Consider the following 13,510-nt stretch of genomic DNA (forward strand, 5'->3'; position numbering starts at 1 on the left):
GATGCCAGTTCACGAGGAGGAGAGACACGCATGTTCCGTTCTGCCGCAATTCTGGCCGGATTTCTGGCCGTTCCGCATCTTGCCTTGGCGCAGGATGCGCCGCGCGTCGGCATCACCGCCGAGATTCCCAGTGTGACCGTCGAAACCCGGGATGGTCCCGTGCAGATCATGCGCGACCAGACCGAGGGTGCGACGCTTGACGACGATTGGGCGCTGACGGGCCGCGATTGCCCACCGTTCTGCATCCAGCCGAACACGCCTGTCGAGGGTGTGACCACGATTGGCGAGCTGGAGGTGCTTGAGGCCCTCGGCAACGGCAGCGCGACAGTTGTCGATTCGCGCACGCCGGACTGGTTTGCAACCGGCACGATCCCGGGCGCGATCAACATTCCCTACACCCAGGCGGTCGAGCAACTTGCGCAGCTTGGCTGCGAGCCCGATTTCGATGGCAAGTTCGATTGCAGCGCCGCCGAGCCGGTGATCCTGTTCTGCAACGGCTTGTGGTGTGGCCAGTCGCCGACCGCAATCCGCGCGATGATCGCGGCAGGCTTTCCGGCCGACAGGATCAGCTATTATCGCGGCGGCATGCAGGTCTGGCGTCTGCTGGGGCTGACGGTCGCGGGGGGTGGCAATCCGGTGGTCGAGGCGACGACCGAAGAGGCCGCAGCGTCAGACACCGCACCGGTCGAGGCCGACTAGACCGGCAGGAAGACCGGACCGTCCGGCGTATCGAAGCGCCGGGCGGTGATACCGAAGGCGCGGCGCAGCATCTCGTCGGCCAGCACCACGCTTGCATCGCCATCCGCCAGCACCTTGCCGTCCGCCAGCAGGACAAGCCGCGTGCAAAACCGCGCGGCCAGTCCCAGATCGTGGATCGAAACGATCAGCCCGTGACCTTCCGCGGCCAATGACCGGAACAGACGCAGACAGGCAAGTTGCTGGGCCGGGTCCAGGCCCGCGATCGGCTCGTCGGCGATCAGCAACGGGGTTTCCTGCGCCAGCGCCCGGGCGATCAGAGCACGGTTCTGTTCTCCGCCCGACAGGCGCAGCGCGGTGCGCTTGCGAAAAGGCTCCAGCCCCATCCGGGCGATGGCCGCATCGATGGCCACGCGGTCGGCCTGGCTTCGTCCGCCGCCGGGCCACGGAATGCGACCAAGCGCGATCAGATCCTCGACGCTGACCGGCCATGCGATCTCGCGCGATTGCGGCAGATAGGCGGCGGCGCGGGCGCGGTCCGTGGCCGGCATCGCGGCCAGGTTGGAACGGCCGGTGCACGGGACGAGCCCCAGCGCGGCCTCCATCAAGGTCGATTTTCCCGCGCCGTTCGGTCCGATCAGCCCGACCAGCTCGCCGGCCCGCACCGACAGGTTGACGCCATGCAGCACCGGCCGGTTGCGGCGGGTGACGGACAGGCCGCGCAGGGTCAGCATCACATCCGTCCTCCGCTGCGGGTCTTCCAGATCAGGTGCAGGAACAGCGGCGCGCCGACCAGCGCGGTCAGCACCCCCAGTTTCAGGTCGCGTTCCGGCAGGATCAGCCGCACGGCGATGTCGGCCGCAAGCAGCAGCGCAGCGCCCCCCAGCGCCGAGGCCGGCAGCAGGGCCCCGGGACGCGCCCGCACCCAGGGCCGCAGCATGTGCGGCACGACCAGCCCGACAAAGCCGATGGCGCCCGCTACCGCCGTCGCCGGGCCCACGACCAGGGCGACCCCGAGGATCAGCCGCCAGCGCAGGCCCGACGGCGACACACCCATCGCCGAGGCGGCCGCCTCGCCCAGGGTCAGCGCATCCAGCGCCCGGCCGGTCGTCCAGATCAGCGCCGCCCCGACAGCCATCGGCGGCAGCGCCAGCCACAGATGCAGCATCGAGCGATCCGCAAGCGAGCCCATCAGCCAGAACACGATCTCATTGGCGGCGTAGGGGTTGGGCGACAGGTTCAGGACCAGCGCCGTGCCGGCCCCGGCCAGCGCCGAGATCGCAATTCCGGCGAGAATCAGTGTGATCGACCCGCCGCGGGGTCCGGCCAGCATGACCAGCAGACCGACGCCGATCGCGGCGCCGAGCAGCGCGGCGGCCGGCAGTGCAAGCGCGGCCGTTGCCGACAGCCCGGTCTGGATCGCGATCACCGCCCCCAGCGCGGCCATGCCCGACACGCCGATCAGTCCCGGTTCCGCCAGCGGATTGCGCAGATAGCCCTGCATCGCCGCCCCGGTCAGCCCCAGCCCCGCGCCCACGGCGAGCCCCAGTATGGCGCGCGGCAGCCGGATCTCGCGCATGACGATCGGCATCGGACCCTCGCCGCCCAGGATCAGCGCGCGCAGTCCGTCCACCGTCCCGATTCCCGCCGGACCCGTCAGCAGCGACGCTGCGAACAGCGCCGCCGCCAGCACCGTCAGAACGATGAGGACCGGCCTCATTCCAGCGCCTCGATCGCCCGCAGGATGAAGGGCGTGCCGCAGATCCAGTCGCGGTCGGTGACCCCGGCGGTGCGCGGTGCGACGCTGGCCAGCGCCGGGTGATCCAGGATCGCCTCGCTGCGCGAACGGCCCGGCCATCTGGCGCCAGTGATCAGCCGGTCCGGTCGTGACATGACCAGCAGTTCCAGTGGCAGCGCGGTGGTGTCGGTGATGCCGTAATCCGCCGCGATATTGTCATATCCCGCCGCCTCGATGATCGCGCCCGCAAGCGTGTCGCGGCCCGACGTGAAGCCGTTGGCGTAATACAGCGCCGCGCGCCCCCGGTCGCGATCATGGCGCGCGGCGCCAAGTCCCTGGTCGAACCGTGCCAGCAGCGCCTCTGCCGCCCGCTGCCGCCCCAGCAGCCTTCCCATATGCGCGATCTCGCCGCGGATCGCGTCGATGCTTTCGGCGGGTGGCAGCACTTCGACCCGCAGCCCCAGCCGCCGCAACATCGCCACCGTCGGCCCGGGGGCATATTGCCCTGCGATCACCAGATCGGGCCTCATCAGATAGATCTCTTCGGCCCGGCCGTGATTGACCGGATAGGCCGCCGCCTGCTCGGCCATCGGCGACATGCGCGGATCGCGCGCCAGGTCGCTGACCGAGATCAGCTGTCCCGGCGCGGCCAGCAGCATCGCGATCTGGTCGGTGCACAGATTCATCGACACCACCCGCTGCGGCCCCGCGCCCGCAGGTGCGGCAAGGCTGGCCAGCAGGATCGCCGCCAGCCCGCCTCGTATCTGGTCAGAAACCGGCACGGATCCCCGCATAGACCGCCCTGTCCGAGGTGCCATAGCCGCGAACGACCTGGTATTCCTCGTCCAGAAGGTTCTCGATCCGCAGATAGCCTATGGCGCGGTCGGTCAGGTCGTATTCCAGATTGGCGTTCACGACCGTATAGCTGGGCATCTCGCCGCTGCGGTCGGACAGGCCGGAGACATGGCCCAACCCGATGCCGAAACGCGTCTTCGGACCCGCATCTCCCTCCAGCCGCAGGTTCAGCGCACGGCGGGGGACCCGGTTCAGAGGCTGCCCGTCCGGCCCCTCGCTGTCGGAATAGGTCAGGTTTCCGCTCAGCCGCCACCGGTCGGTCAGCGGCGCGGCGGCCGCGATCTCGACCCCGCGGGTGCGGCTGCTGCCGGGAACCTGCGCATAGGTCGCTGTCGTGAAGTCATAGTCGATCAGATCGGTGATCCTGGACCGGAACAGCGTGACGCGCGCGAACGCACCGTTTCCGAAACTGCGCTCGGCCCCGATCTCGACCCCGCGCGAGGTTTCCGGTTGCAGGTCGGGATTGCCGAAGAACGGAGCATAGAGTTCGAACGGCGAGGGGGCACGAAAGCCCGTCCCGAACTGGCCGCGCAGGACCCAGTCCTCGGTCGGCCGATAGGCCAGCGCGATCCGTCCGGTGTTCTCGGTTCCAAAGGCGGAATGATGGTCGTGCCTGGCCGAGACGGCGATATCCAGATCGCGGGTCGCCGCGACCCTGACTTCGGCGAAGGCGCTGTTGACGATGAAGTCGGCGTCTGATCCGGTCTGGTCCAGACGCTCGGCCGAGTGTGTGCCGCCCCAGGCCAGCGTCACGCGGTCGCTGACGCTGGTATCGCCCTTGTAGTCGAACTCGGTCCGTTCGCCGCGCGTCTCGTAGAGGCCGAAATCATCGGTCAACCGGCGGTCGATGACATAGCGTTGCGCCGAAAGCTTGTGCCGGATCGTCCCGGCTGTGTATTCGGCATAGACGCGCGCACCGCGGGCCTTGCTGCGGCTGACCTCGACCTGCGGCGCAGCTCCGTCACCCAGAACCGGAAAGCTCTCGTCGAAGTCGGCGCGGGTCTTTTGCCAGAAGGCCGCCCCGCCGATGGTCAGGTCGGGTGTCAGCCGATAGCTGCCCGACACCGAGACGCGCGTCGCCTCGGCCCCGTCCGCTTCGCTGTTGTCGTCATTTTCGTCCGCGGCCGAGAAGCCATCGGTCCGCAGATGCGAGACGGTCGCCGCAAGATCGTGGTCCGCGCCGCGGTTCGCGATGGCATAGCGGGCGCTGGCGGTATCATGGCTGCCATATTCCAGCGCCGCCGACTGCACCGTGCCATCCCTGTCCGGTCGCAGGCTGGTGATCGAGATCACGCCGCCGATCGCCTCGGAGCCGTAAAGCGCGGATTGCGGACCTTTCAGCACCTCGATGCGTTCGACATCGGCGGTCATCAGGCCGCCGGGATCAAAGGTGATCTGGGTGCCGGAGGGATCGTTCACGTCGATGCCGTCGACCAGCACCTTGACATACTGACCGCTCAGGCCCCGGACCCGCAGGGTGGTCTGGGTGCCGAACCCGCCATTGGACGAGGCCGAGATCCCCGGCAGCGTCGTCAGATAATCGATGACCCGGGTGGTTCCGGCGGCGTCCAGATCGGCGCGGGTGACGACCTCGACGGTGGCGCCGGTCCGGCCCAGCTCGGCCTCGGTCTGATAGGCGCTCAGCGTGATTTCAGGCAGCACGAGGCTGTCCTGGGCCATGGCGGGCAGGGCGGTGACCGCGCTTGTCGCGGCGAGAATGGCAAGAAGTTTCACGATGTCTGTCCTTCCGGACGCCCGGTGCACCAGATGGCCCCGGGGCAGATGGGATGGGTCCGGAAGGAAAATCCTGCCGGACGGCGAGCACCACCACGACGGAAGATCCGTTTCGCGCATGCCCCTCGCATGCCCTCAGGGTGATCGCCTTCGGCAGGTCTCCTGACTTTGCGGGTCGTCGCTCGGCCGGACCTTCCCATCCGCATGGGGCGGACAGTGGCATTCTCCGGCCTCGCTCGCCGCTGACAGTTGCGGGGGCAGCTGCGGAATCTCACCGCATTCCCTTTTCACCGGACGAATCCGGAACCGAGGCAGGGCGGGGTTAGCGCAGCCGCCGGATTCGCGCAAGGATTATCGGGACTTCATGTGATCGCCGGGGACAATGCGATACGGGCCGTCACGGGGAAATGGTCGCTGATCTTCCAGTACTCCGTGCCGTCGGCGGTGTGGCGCGGGATCATGGCCTCGTCGACCCAGCCGGCCGGGGCGTTGCGCGAATACAGGATATGGTCGATCCAGACGCGGTGATGGGTGTCGTTGAAGATCGGATCGGGAAAGCGCGTGGTGCCGAGATCGGAAAAATCCATCGCGTCCTGATCCTTCTGCGGCAGGCTGTCGTAAAGCGCGTTTCCCAGGGTCAGCTTCGGCTTCCAGACCGAGCCCATCAGCGTCTCGACGCCCGAGGCCAGCAACCGCATCTCGGACGTATCGAAGCCGGGGCCGTCATTGATGTCGCCACAGACGACAAGCGGGATGCCCGCGGTGGCGGGGTCGGTGAGGTAGGGGTCAAGGAAATGGGTGCGGATATGGCGGCATTGCGCCAGCAGGCGGCGACGATTGGCATCCGCAAGCTGCCACCATTTCGACCATTCGTAGGCCTGGAAGATGCCCTTCGATTTCAGATGCAGGCCCATCAGGCGGAAGCGCGGCCCCGATGCAGGGTGAATTTCCGCGTAGAGCGGGCGGCGCTCATAGCGGAACCATTCGAAGATGCCGTTCTCCTCGACATCCAGGAAGAACGGCTCGGAGGCGTCATGAACGCGGCCGGCCGCAGGGTCCTCGCTGTCCCACAGGGTCACGGGCGGATCGGCAAAGACGCCACGGTCGATTCGCAGCGCCAGACCGACGCATTGCGCCGATCCCAGCCTGCGGCCGTCCGGGCCGGGCCTGGACTGATAGCGCGATCGCTGGACATGGCAGACCCAGTCCCCGGGCGCCAGCGCATCGAAGATCGCCTGCAATTCGCCGGTCAGGTTCGGACCCTCGACCACCACGATCAGGTCGGCGTCCAGGTCCGCCAGCCCCCCGGCGATCAGGGCGCTGCGCTGGGCGACGGTCGGGTTCTCGCTCTGCCAGGGCGGCTTGGGGCCGCGCACCCGCGCGTCGCCCGGCTTCAGCACCGGCCGGCCATCGCCATCGGTGGTCACCATGTCGTTGAGCCATTCCAGATTCCAGACGGCAAGCTTCATCGCAGGACCCTCGGTTCGTTGCGTGAGGATCATCCGATCCTAGCATGAAAGCGGCGTGAAACCCGCATGTCCCGCGTTCATGCGCCGAGCGAGGCCACCCAGTCGGGCACGGTCTGCGAGGCCGGGCCCAGGATACGACGGTCGAAGTCGCGGGCATTGGCCGAGTCGTCGATGTTCATCTCGATGCATTCGGCACCGCAGCGGCCGGCGTGCTGGGCGAAACCCGCCGCCGGGTAGACATTGCCCGAGGTGCCGATGGCCACGAACAGATCCGCCGCGGCCAGGGCCTCCCACACGATCTCCATGTGATGGGGCATCTCGCCGAACCAGACGATGTCGGGGCGTATGGCCCGCGCGGCGCAGGCCGGGCAGGGGTCGCCGGCGGACATCACCGCCGGGGCGTCCCACCGATGCGCGCAGGCGGCGCACAAGGCCCGCGTCAGGCTGCCATGGATGTGGATGACGGAGCGACTGCCGGCGCGTTCGTGCAGGTCATCGACATTCTGCGTGATCAGCACCAGGTCGTGGCGACTGGCCAGCGCCGCGAGGGCCCGGTGCGCCGCGTTGGGACGGGCGTCGGCGGCCTTCGCGCGGCGGGCGTTGTAGAAGCGGTGGACCAGCGCCGGATCGCGGGCGAAGGCTTCGGGCGTGGCGACATCCTCGACCCGATGCCGTTCCCACAGACCATCGCCGGCGCGAAAGGTCGCAAGGCCGCTTTCGGCCGAGATCCCTGCGCCGGTCAGAACCGCGATGCGCAAGCGCTTAGCGGCAATAGGCCTCGGCCGCGCCAGCGAAACGCTTGTAGCGCGCCCAGAAGCTGTTGTCGGCATCGCTTTTCGACATGCGCACGACCTGAGCCTGATGCGGGTCGCGGAAGAACGCGGCCGCGCGGCGCTGGTCCGACCGCGACAGGGTCTGGTCGGCAACCCGCTGGATGCAGCTGCACAGGGGCGAATTGCCCCGCGCGCGATCTGAACTGACGCAGGCGCTGTCGATCGGGCCGGCCATGGCCAGCGGGGCGGTGATCATCACGGCGGCGGCCGCGATCACGAAACGATTCAGCATGGACTGTCTCCTCGGGTCCTATCCTCAGATGAAGGGGCGCCGGTTTTCCCGGTCTCGAAGCCCTTCCTAGCATCAAGTCATAGCAAATTCCTTAACCACGCTCAATCACCCCGTCGCGAGGGCGGCGCGACCGAAGCGAAGCCTTGTCGCGTCGCGATGCCGCCGACCGACGCGTGCCGGTCACGGCGCTTTCGGCTGGAACCCCGCATCCCGGATCGCGGTCGCGGCGCGGTCGCGATCCAGCCCTTCGACGGTGACCGTCCTGGCGGAAAGATCAACAACCGCATGGCCGCCGGCCTGCCGGATGGCGGTTTCGATGGCGGACGTGCAATGGCCGCAGCTCATGTCGGGCACGGTGAAGATCATGGCTCTCTCGGGTTTGACAACGCCACCTCATCATGGTCTCGGTCCCTGGCCGGGGCAAGCCGCGACATGTGGCCGCAGGAGGGTGCGATGATCGAGGCGATCGGGCTGGATGCCGACGACACGTTATGGGAAAACGAGACCTTCTTCCGCGTGACCGAATCCGAATTCGTGGCGATGCTGTCGGATCATTGCGATTCCGAGGCGGTCACCGGCAGGCTCTACGAGGTCGAGCGGCGCAACCTGGCGCGCTATGGCTTTGGCATCAAGGGTTTCATGCTGTCGATGGTCCAGACCGCGATCGAGCTGACCGATGGCCGCGTGGACGGGCGGACGATCGGTCGCATCCTCGATCTGGGACAGGAAATGCTGGCCCATCCGGTCGATCTGATCGCGGGCGTGCCGCAGGCGCTGGACGCCATGTCGGGGCGACGGCTGATCCTGATCACCAAGGGCGACCTGATCGACCAGGAACGCAAGATCGCGGCCTCGGGGCTGGCCGAGCGTTTCGAGTCGGTCGAGATCCTGGCCGACAAGACCCCCGAATCCTACGCCCGCGTGCTGGACCGGCACGCAATCCGGCCCGACCGTTTCCTGATGGCGGGAAACTCGATGAAGAGCGATGTGCTGCCGGTGCTGGAGCTTGGCGGCTTCGCGGCCTTCATCCCCCATGACCTGACCTGGGTCGCGGAACATGCCGATGCGCCCGACCACACACGGCTGCATCAACTGGCCACGATCGCGGACTTGCCGAAGCTGCTGGCCTGTCTGGAGGCCGGGACATGACCGGGAATGGCCGCGCCGCGGTCCTGATGACCCTGGGAATGGCCGCGTTTGCCTGCGAGGACGCGTTGCTGAAGCTGCTGTCGCAGCGCATCTCGATCGGGCAACTGCTGCTGGTGATCGGCTTTGCCGGGATGCTGGTCTTCGGGGCCTGGGTGGCGCTGGGGCCCGAAGGGCTGCGCCGGCGCGACCTGCTGCATCGCGGCGTGATCCTGCGCAACCTCTCCGAGGCAGTGTGCGGGGTATGCTTCCTGACCGCGCTGTCCGTCGGCGATCTCAGCATCGCATCGGCCATCCTGCAGGCGCTGCCGTTGCTGATGACGCTGGGGGCGGCGCTGGTGCTGGGCGAGCCGGTCGGCTGGCGGCGCTGGACCTCGATCGTGATCGGCTTCGCGGGCGTGATCATGATCGTGCGGCCTGGGACAGAGGCCTTTCAGCCGGGATCGGTGCTGGCGCTGGTCGCGGTTCTGGCGCTGGCGGTGCGCGATCTGGTCACGAGGCAACTGCCGGCGCGGATCGGATCGGGGTTGCTGACCGCCTCGGCCTTCGGGGCGATGTCGCTTGCGGGCGCGGTGCTGCTGCTGGTCGGGGGGCAGACTCTGACCGTACCCGGCGCGGGTGATGCGGGCATGATGGCCGCGTCGCTGGGGTTCGGGCTTCTGGGCTACATGACCATGGTCATCGCCACCCGGCTTGGCGAGATCAGCGCGATTGCGCCCTTCCGCTATTCCCGTCTGATCTTCGCGATCATCCTGGGGGTGCTGGTCTTCGCCGAGCGTCCCGACGGCTGGACTCTGGCGGGGGCGGCGGTGATCGCGGCGGCGGGCGGATACACGATGTGGCGCGAGGCGCGACTGGGACGCCGGCCGCAGCGCGACCCGGCCAGCAGCCTGACCCGGCCGGGGTGAAGGCCTGCGCCAGATCCTGCCCCCGCACCGGCGGCCTGCGTCGCGGACCCCGTCGAGGGGCCCGCGACGCAGCGGGGCTTCGCGCCCCGCGGCGCGCGACCGCGAACCGACGCGCGATACCCTCTTTTCGGGCGCTGTGCGGCCTTGTATAGCCGCGCCATGACCCAGCTGTCCCTCATCCGCAATTTCTCGATCGTGGCCCATATCGACCACGGAAAATCCACCCTTGCCGACCGGCTGATCCAGCTGACGGGCACTGTCGCCGAGCGCGACATGAAGGCCCAGATGCTGGACAGCATGGATATCGAGCGCGAGCGGGGCATCACGATCAAGGCCAACACCGTCCGGATCAGCTATCCGGCGAAGGACGGCCAGACCTATGTGCTGAACCTCATCGACACGCCCGGCCATGTCGATTTCGCCTACGAGGTCAGCCGCTCGATGCGCGCGGTCGAGGGCTCGCTGCTGGTCGTGGATGCGACCCAGGGCGTCGAGGCCCAGACCCTGGCCAATGTCTATCAGGCCATCGACGCAGACCACGAGATCGTGCCGGTCCTCAACAAGATCGACCTGCCCGCCGCCGAGCCCGACCGCGTCAAGGCGCAGATCGAGGACGTGATCGGCATCGATGCCAGCCAGGCCATACCGATCAGCGCCAAGACCGGCCTGGGCATTCCCGACGTGCTCGAGGCGATCGTGACGCGGCTGCCCGCACCCACCGGCGACGCCGAGGCGCCGCTCAAGGCGATGCTGGTGGACAGCTGGTATGACGCCTATCTGGGCGTCGTCGTGATGGTGCGTGTCATGGACGGCGTGATCCGGCCGGGCGACCAGGTCAAGATGATGCAGACCGGCGCCACCTACCGCCTCGACAAGCTGGCCGTCCTGACCCCCGCCATGAAGGACATCGCCGAGCTGGGGCCGGGCGAGATCGGCGTCTTCACCGCCTCGATCAAGCAGGTCCGCGACACCCGCGTCGGCGACACGATCACGCATGAGAAGAGGCCGGCCCCCAAGGCGCTGCCCGGCTTCAAGCCCGCGCAGCCCGTCGTCTTCTGCGGATTGTTCCCGGTCGACGCCAACGACTTCGACGCCCTGCGCGACGCGATCGAGAAGCTGGCCCTGAACGACGCCTCCTTCAGCTACGAGATGGAGACCTCGGCCGCCCTCGGCTTCGGCTTCCGCTGCGGCTTCCTGGGGCTTCTGCATCTCGAGGTGGTCCGCGACCGGCTGGAACGCGAATACGACCTGGACCTGATCACCACCGCCCCCAGCGTGGTGTTTCGCCTGCATATGCGCGACGGCGAGATGCGCGAACTGCACAACCCCGCCGACATGCCCGACCTGACCCTGGTCGATCACATCGAAGAGCCGCGCATCAGGGCCACGATCATGGTCCCCGACGAATATCTGGGCGACGTGCTGAAACTGTGCCAGGACCGGCGCGGCATCCAGCTGGACCTGACCTATGCCGGCGCGCGGGCGATGGCGGTCTATGACCTGCCGCTGGCCGAGGTGGTCTTCGACTTCTACGACCGGCTGAAATCGGTGACCAAGGGCTATGCCAGCTTCGACTACCAGATCAGCGAATACCGCGAGGATTTCCTGGTCAAGATGTCGATCCTGGTGAATGACGAGCCCGTCGACGCGCTGTCGATGATGGTCCATCGCGACCGCGCCGAGGCCCGCGGCCGGCTGATGGTCGAAAAGCTGAAGGAACTGATCCCGCGCCACATGTTCAAGATCCCGATCCAGGCCGCCATCGGTTCGCGCGTGATCGCGCGCGAAACCCTGTCGGCGATGCGCAAGGACGTGACCGCCAAATGCTATGGCGGCGATGCCACGCGCAAGAAGAAGCTGCTGGAAAAGCAGAAGGCCGGCAAGAAGAAGATGCGCCAGTTCGGCAAGGTCGAGATCCCGCAGACGGCGTTCATTCAGGCTTTGAAGATGGATGGGTGAGGATGGTTGTCCATTACCCTGCACCACTCATTTTAAGTACTCCCAAACAGGGTTAGCTACTTAAGTACTCCCAAACAGGGTTAGCTACTACGCTAAGTGCGACTTGCAAGACGCAGAAAGAGAGGAAACCGAGGGCTTTCCTAAATGCTGATCTATTCCTTTTCTCTACTTTTTCATTATGGTTCCTGTCGCCATCGGTCAGTGTAATATTCGAAAAGGTCGAAGATCTATCTATATTTTCCTCCACTTTTTTGGCAAAAAATAATCCAAGGTTGTGTCCGACGTATATGATTCCTGCAGACGCGATTAAAGACGTATATAAGCTCGCACTGAAGATGTCAGGAAGGGTCGCACATAGGTAAATCGCCGATAGGGTGGTGATGAAGGTTAGGGAATTCCGGATCCTTTCAGATTGCCTGCTAAGTTTCTGAAAGAATGTGGGATCACGCTTTTTTAGCGCATCCTCCCATCCATCAATTGTACCAATCAAATTTTTCCCGACAATAAAGTCGCTGTACTCCACGGTAGCATGAATCGGGACGGGAGGAATCCCGAAATCTTCAATTCGCTGAAAGCTTATTGGACCAAAAGTTAGACCAAAAGCGCGGGGTGTGTTTTGGATGCTAATTTGAGTCTTGAATCGCTGTGGAGTACGGTCAGAATCGAGGATGTCTGCCGTGACTTCGATTGCGATTGCTTTTGTACGGGCGGCCTGACTGGTATCGAAGCTATCAAATTCTTCCCAACTGGCGAAGTCATGTCGGGCCCCGTTGCTTAACGATAAACTGACGGTGGCCGATAAAAACAAAATATCGCGACCATTAAACTCCTGATGGATTTTATCGCTGACCTGCTTTAAACTGTTGATGTTTAAATCGTAGTCCGCGCTGAAGATCTTAGTAGTTCTTTGACTCTTCTGGTTGAGTCGTTGAATTATCGATTGCAGCGTATTGCGCGGCAAATCGTCGATTGATAGGACCCCATTCTGCGGTGATCCACCTGCGTTTACTATGTCCTGCATCGGTCTTCCCATAGCTAATCCGACCCGGATACCGACCAGTAAAACGTAAAGCAAGATACAAATAGAGGTTTTTGGTGTCGGCGTCGGGCAGACGCGTGCACGCCGTCTTTTCCACACTAAGTTCGTGGTCGCAGTCTGGTTTCCATCCGCCCAAAGTAGTTTCTGGGTTGGCAATGATTGCCCACCACCATGCCGACCGGGATGGAGCCACCCTCGGCCCCGCGCCGAATTGCGACAGGCCCGCGCCCTCGGCCTTTTGCGCCTCGTCCAGCGTGAACAGGATGCCCTCGCCGGACCCGCGCGGCGTGGGGCTGGCCCGCCACAGCCGGGTCTGGCCCGGCAGGTCCAGCGCACGCTGGGCGAAATCGGCTGCTGCGTACCAGTAGTCCGTGTCGGCGCGACGGTGCTGGTGGTCGACCGCGATCAGTGATGCGCCGGCCAGGCGGACCGTCATGCCGTTCTGGGCCGTTAAGGCCGCCGCCGGCAGCGGCAGCAGCATCAGGCCAAGCAGCGCAGGGACCCGCATCATCCGGGTGTCAGTGGTGTTTCGAGGCGCCGCCGGGCAGCCACATGCCGACCCATGCCGCCATCCAGGCGCGTTGCCATTCCTGCATCATCTGGGTCTGGGTCCTGCTGAACTCGGCCATCATCTGGCCCCGCGCCACGCCGACCACGCTGTTTGCGGCCGACAGCCACGCGCTCATCATCGGGTTCTTCATGTCGTTCTCCGGGTTGCGAAAATCGCTTCTGGGGACTCAATGCGGGCGCGGGCCGATTGTTCCGCACAGGGCATGGATGTCGGTTTGCGCGCCGCGAAGGCGGACCGCGCCGCGCAACGCCCGCAAGCGGTGTACAGCCTGTGCACATCCGGTGCCTGTCCCGTGTCCGCCCGGTGCGCCACAAAATCCTGCAATTGCTG

14 protein-coding genes and 1 riboswitch are annotated in these 13,510 nt (G+C 65.8%); of the genes, 4 read left to right on the forward strand and 10 right to left on the reverse strand.

Translation table 11 applies throughout. The features are described 5' to 3' along the window. Positions 1-30 precede the first annotated feature (30 nt). The gene (locus L1965_RS10150) at positions 31-699 is read left to right on the forward strand and encodes a rhodanese-like domain-containing protein (protein WP_235756314.1); all 669 of its coding nucleotides are present in this window, start codon (positions 31-33) and stop codon (positions 697-699) included. Here L1965_RS10150 and L1965_RS10155 read toward each other — a convergent pair. From L1965_RS10155 to L1965_RS10190, 8 genes are all read right to left on the reverse strand, one after another. Then, positions 696-1,430 carry an ABC transporter ATP-binding protein gene (locus L1965_RS10155; protein WP_235756315.1) on the reverse strand — a complete coding sequence of 245 codons (735 nt, stop codon included), beginning with the start codon at positions 1,428-1,430 and terminating at the stop codon, positions 696-698. The genes L1965_RS10150 and L1965_RS10155 overlap by 4 nt on opposite strands. Further along, the gene (locus L1965_RS10160; protein ID WP_235756316.1) at positions 1,430-2,416 is read right to left on the reverse strand and encodes a FecCD family ABC transporter permease; all 987 of its coding nucleotides are present in this window, start codon (positions 2,414-2,416) and stop codon (positions 1,430-1,432) included. Before L1965_RS10160 ends, L1965_RS10155 begins: the two co-directional genes overlap by 1 nt. Further along, positions 2,413-3,228: an ABC transporter substrate-binding protein gene (locus L1965_RS10165; RefSeq protein ID WP_235756317.1), complete on the reverse strand. Its 816-nt coding sequence runs from the start codon at positions 3,226-3,228 to the stop codon at positions 2,413-2,415. The genes L1965_RS10160 and L1965_RS10165 overlap by 4 nt, the downstream gene beginning before the upstream one ends. After that, positions 3,203-5,023, reverse strand: a complete 1,821-nt coding sequence (locus L1965_RS10170; RefSeq protein WP_235756318.1) for a TonB-dependent receptor plug domain-containing protein — start codon at positions 5,021-5,023, stop codon at positions 3,203-3,205. Before L1965_RS10170 ends, L1965_RS10165 begins: the two co-directional genes overlap by 26 nt. A 135-nt stretch (positions 5,024-5,158) precedes the next feature. Continuing rightward, positions 5,159-5,349, reverse strand: a riboswitch (cobalamin riboswitch). 36 nt (positions 5,350-5,385) lie between these two features. After that, complete coding sequence (locus L1965_RS10175; RefSeq protein WP_235756319.1) at positions 5,386-6,492, reverse strand: endonuclease/exonuclease/phosphatase family protein; 1,107 nt, start codon at positions 6,490-6,492, stop codon at positions 5,386-5,388. 77 nt (positions 6,493-6,569) lie between these two features. Further along, positions 6,570-7,250, reverse strand: a complete 681-nt coding sequence (locus L1965_RS10180) for an NAD-dependent deacylase (protein ID WP_235756320.1) — start codon at positions 7,248-7,250, stop codon at positions 6,570-6,572. 4 nt (positions 7,251-7,254) lie between these two features. Next, on the reverse strand, positions 7,255-7,557 hold the full coding sequence (locus L1965_RS10185; RefSeq protein ID WP_235756321.1) for a hypothetical protein: 303 nt from the start codon (positions 7,555-7,557) through the stop codon (positions 7,255-7,257). 180 nt (positions 7,558-7,737) lie between these two features. Then, positions 7,738-7,923 carry a heavy-metal-associated domain-containing protein gene (locus L1965_RS10190; protein ID WP_235756322.1) on the reverse strand — a complete coding sequence of 62 codons (186 nt, stop codon included), beginning with the start codon at positions 7,921-7,923 and terminating at the stop codon, positions 7,738-7,740. Between the two features lie 87 nt (positions 7,924-8,010). On the opposite strand from L1965_RS10190, the gene L1965_RS10195 reads away from it, so the two are divergent. The 3 genes from L1965_RS10195 to lepA all read left to right on the forward strand — a co-directional run bounded on the left by L1965_RS10195 (position 8,011) and on the right by lepA (position 11,570). Continuing rightward, on the forward strand, positions 8,011-8,706 hold the full coding sequence (locus L1965_RS10195) for an HAD family hydrolase (RefSeq protein WP_235756323.1): 696 nt from the start codon (positions 8,011-8,013) through the stop codon (positions 8,704-8,706). Next, on the forward strand, positions 8,703-9,611 hold the full coding sequence (locus L1965_RS10200; RefSeq protein ID WP_235756324.1) for a DMT family transporter: 909 nt from the start codon (positions 8,703-8,705) through the stop codon (positions 9,609-9,611). The genes L1965_RS10195 and L1965_RS10200 overlap by 4 nt, the downstream gene beginning before the upstream one ends. Before the next feature lie 159 nt (positions 9,612-9,770). Next, positions 9,771-11,570, forward strand: coding sequence for a translation elongation factor 4 (gene lepA / locus L1965_RS10205; RefSeq protein WP_235756325.1), 1,800 nt, complete (start codon positions 9,771-9,773; stop codon positions 11,568-11,570). Positions 11,571-11,622: 52 nt separating this feature from the next. Here lepA and L1965_RS10210 read toward each other — a convergent pair whose 3' ends face one another. Together L1965_RS10210 and L1965_RS10215 are read right to left on the reverse strand one after the other, a co-directional pair. Beyond that, complete coding sequence (locus L1965_RS10210; protein ID WP_235756326.1) at positions 11,623-12,591, reverse strand: hypothetical protein; 969 nt, start codon at positions 12,589-12,591, stop codon at positions 11,623-11,625. Between the two features lie 536 nt (positions 12,592-13,127). Next, the gene (locus tag L1965_RS10215; RefSeq protein WP_235756327.1) at positions 13,128-13,310 is read right to left on the reverse strand and encodes a hypothetical protein; all 183 of its coding nucleotides are present in this window, start codon (positions 13,308-13,310) and stop codon (positions 13,128-13,130) included. Positions 13,311-13,510: the final 200 nt, after the last annotated feature.

The organism is Paracoccus salsus, from assembly GCF_021556615.1.
Taxonomy (GTDB): Bacteria; Pseudomonadota; Alphaproteobacteria; order Rhodobacterales; family Rhodobacteraceae; genus Paracoccus; species Paracoccus salsus.

What these genes read in the sequence shown, in the direction of transcription:
- L1965_RS10150 (WP_235756314.1), top strand. Translation starts at nt 31, where the DNA reads ATGTTCCGTTCTGCCGCAATTCTGGCCGGATTTCTGGCCGTTCCGCAT.
- L1965_RS10155 (WP_235756315.1), bottom strand. Translation starts at nt 1,430, where the DNA reads ATGCTGACCCTGCGCGGCCTGTCCGTCACCCGCCGCAACCGGCCGGTG.
- L1965_RS10160 (WP_235756316.1), bottom strand. Translation starts at nt 2,416, where the DNA reads ATGAGGCCGGTCCTCATCGTTCTGACGGTGCTGGCGGCGGCGCTGTTC.
- L1965_RS10165 (WP_235756317.1), bottom strand. Translation starts at nt 3,228, where the DNA reads ATGCGGGGATCCGTGCCGGTTTCTGACCAGATACGAGGCGGGCTGGCG.
- L1965_RS10175 (WP_235756319.1), bottom strand. Translation starts at nt 6,492, where the DNA reads ATGAAGCTTGCCGTCTGGAATCTGGAATGGCTCAACGACATGGTGACC.
- L1965_RS10185 (WP_235756321.1), bottom strand. Translation starts at nt 7,557, where the DNA reads ATGCTGAATCGTTTCGTGATCGCGGCCGCCGCCGTGATGATCACCGCC.
- L1965_RS10190 (WP_235756322.1), bottom strand. Translation starts at nt 7,923, where the DNA reads ATGATCTTCACCGTGCCCGACATGAGCTGCGGCCATTGCACGTCCGCC.
- L1965_RS10195 (WP_235756323.1), top strand. Translation starts at nt 8,011, where the DNA reads ATGATCGAGGCGATCGGGCTGGATGCCGACGACACGTTATGGGAAAAC.
- L1965_RS10200 (WP_235756324.1), top strand. Translation starts at nt 8,703, where the DNA reads ATGACCGGGAATGGCCGCGCCGCGGTCCTGATGACCCTGGGAATGGCC.
- lepA (WP_235756325.1), top strand. Translation starts at nt 9,771, where the DNA reads ATGACCCAGCTGTCCCTCATCCGCAATTTCTCGATCGTGGCCCATATC.
- L1965_RS10210 (WP_235756326.1), bottom strand. Translation starts at nt 12,591, where the DNA reads ATGCAGGACATAGTAAACGCAGGTGGATCACCGCAGAATGGGGTCCTA.
- L1965_RS10215 (WP_235756327.1), bottom strand. Translation starts at nt 13,310, where the DNA reads ATGAAGAACCCGATGATGAGCGCGTGGCTGTCGGCCGCAAACAGCGTG.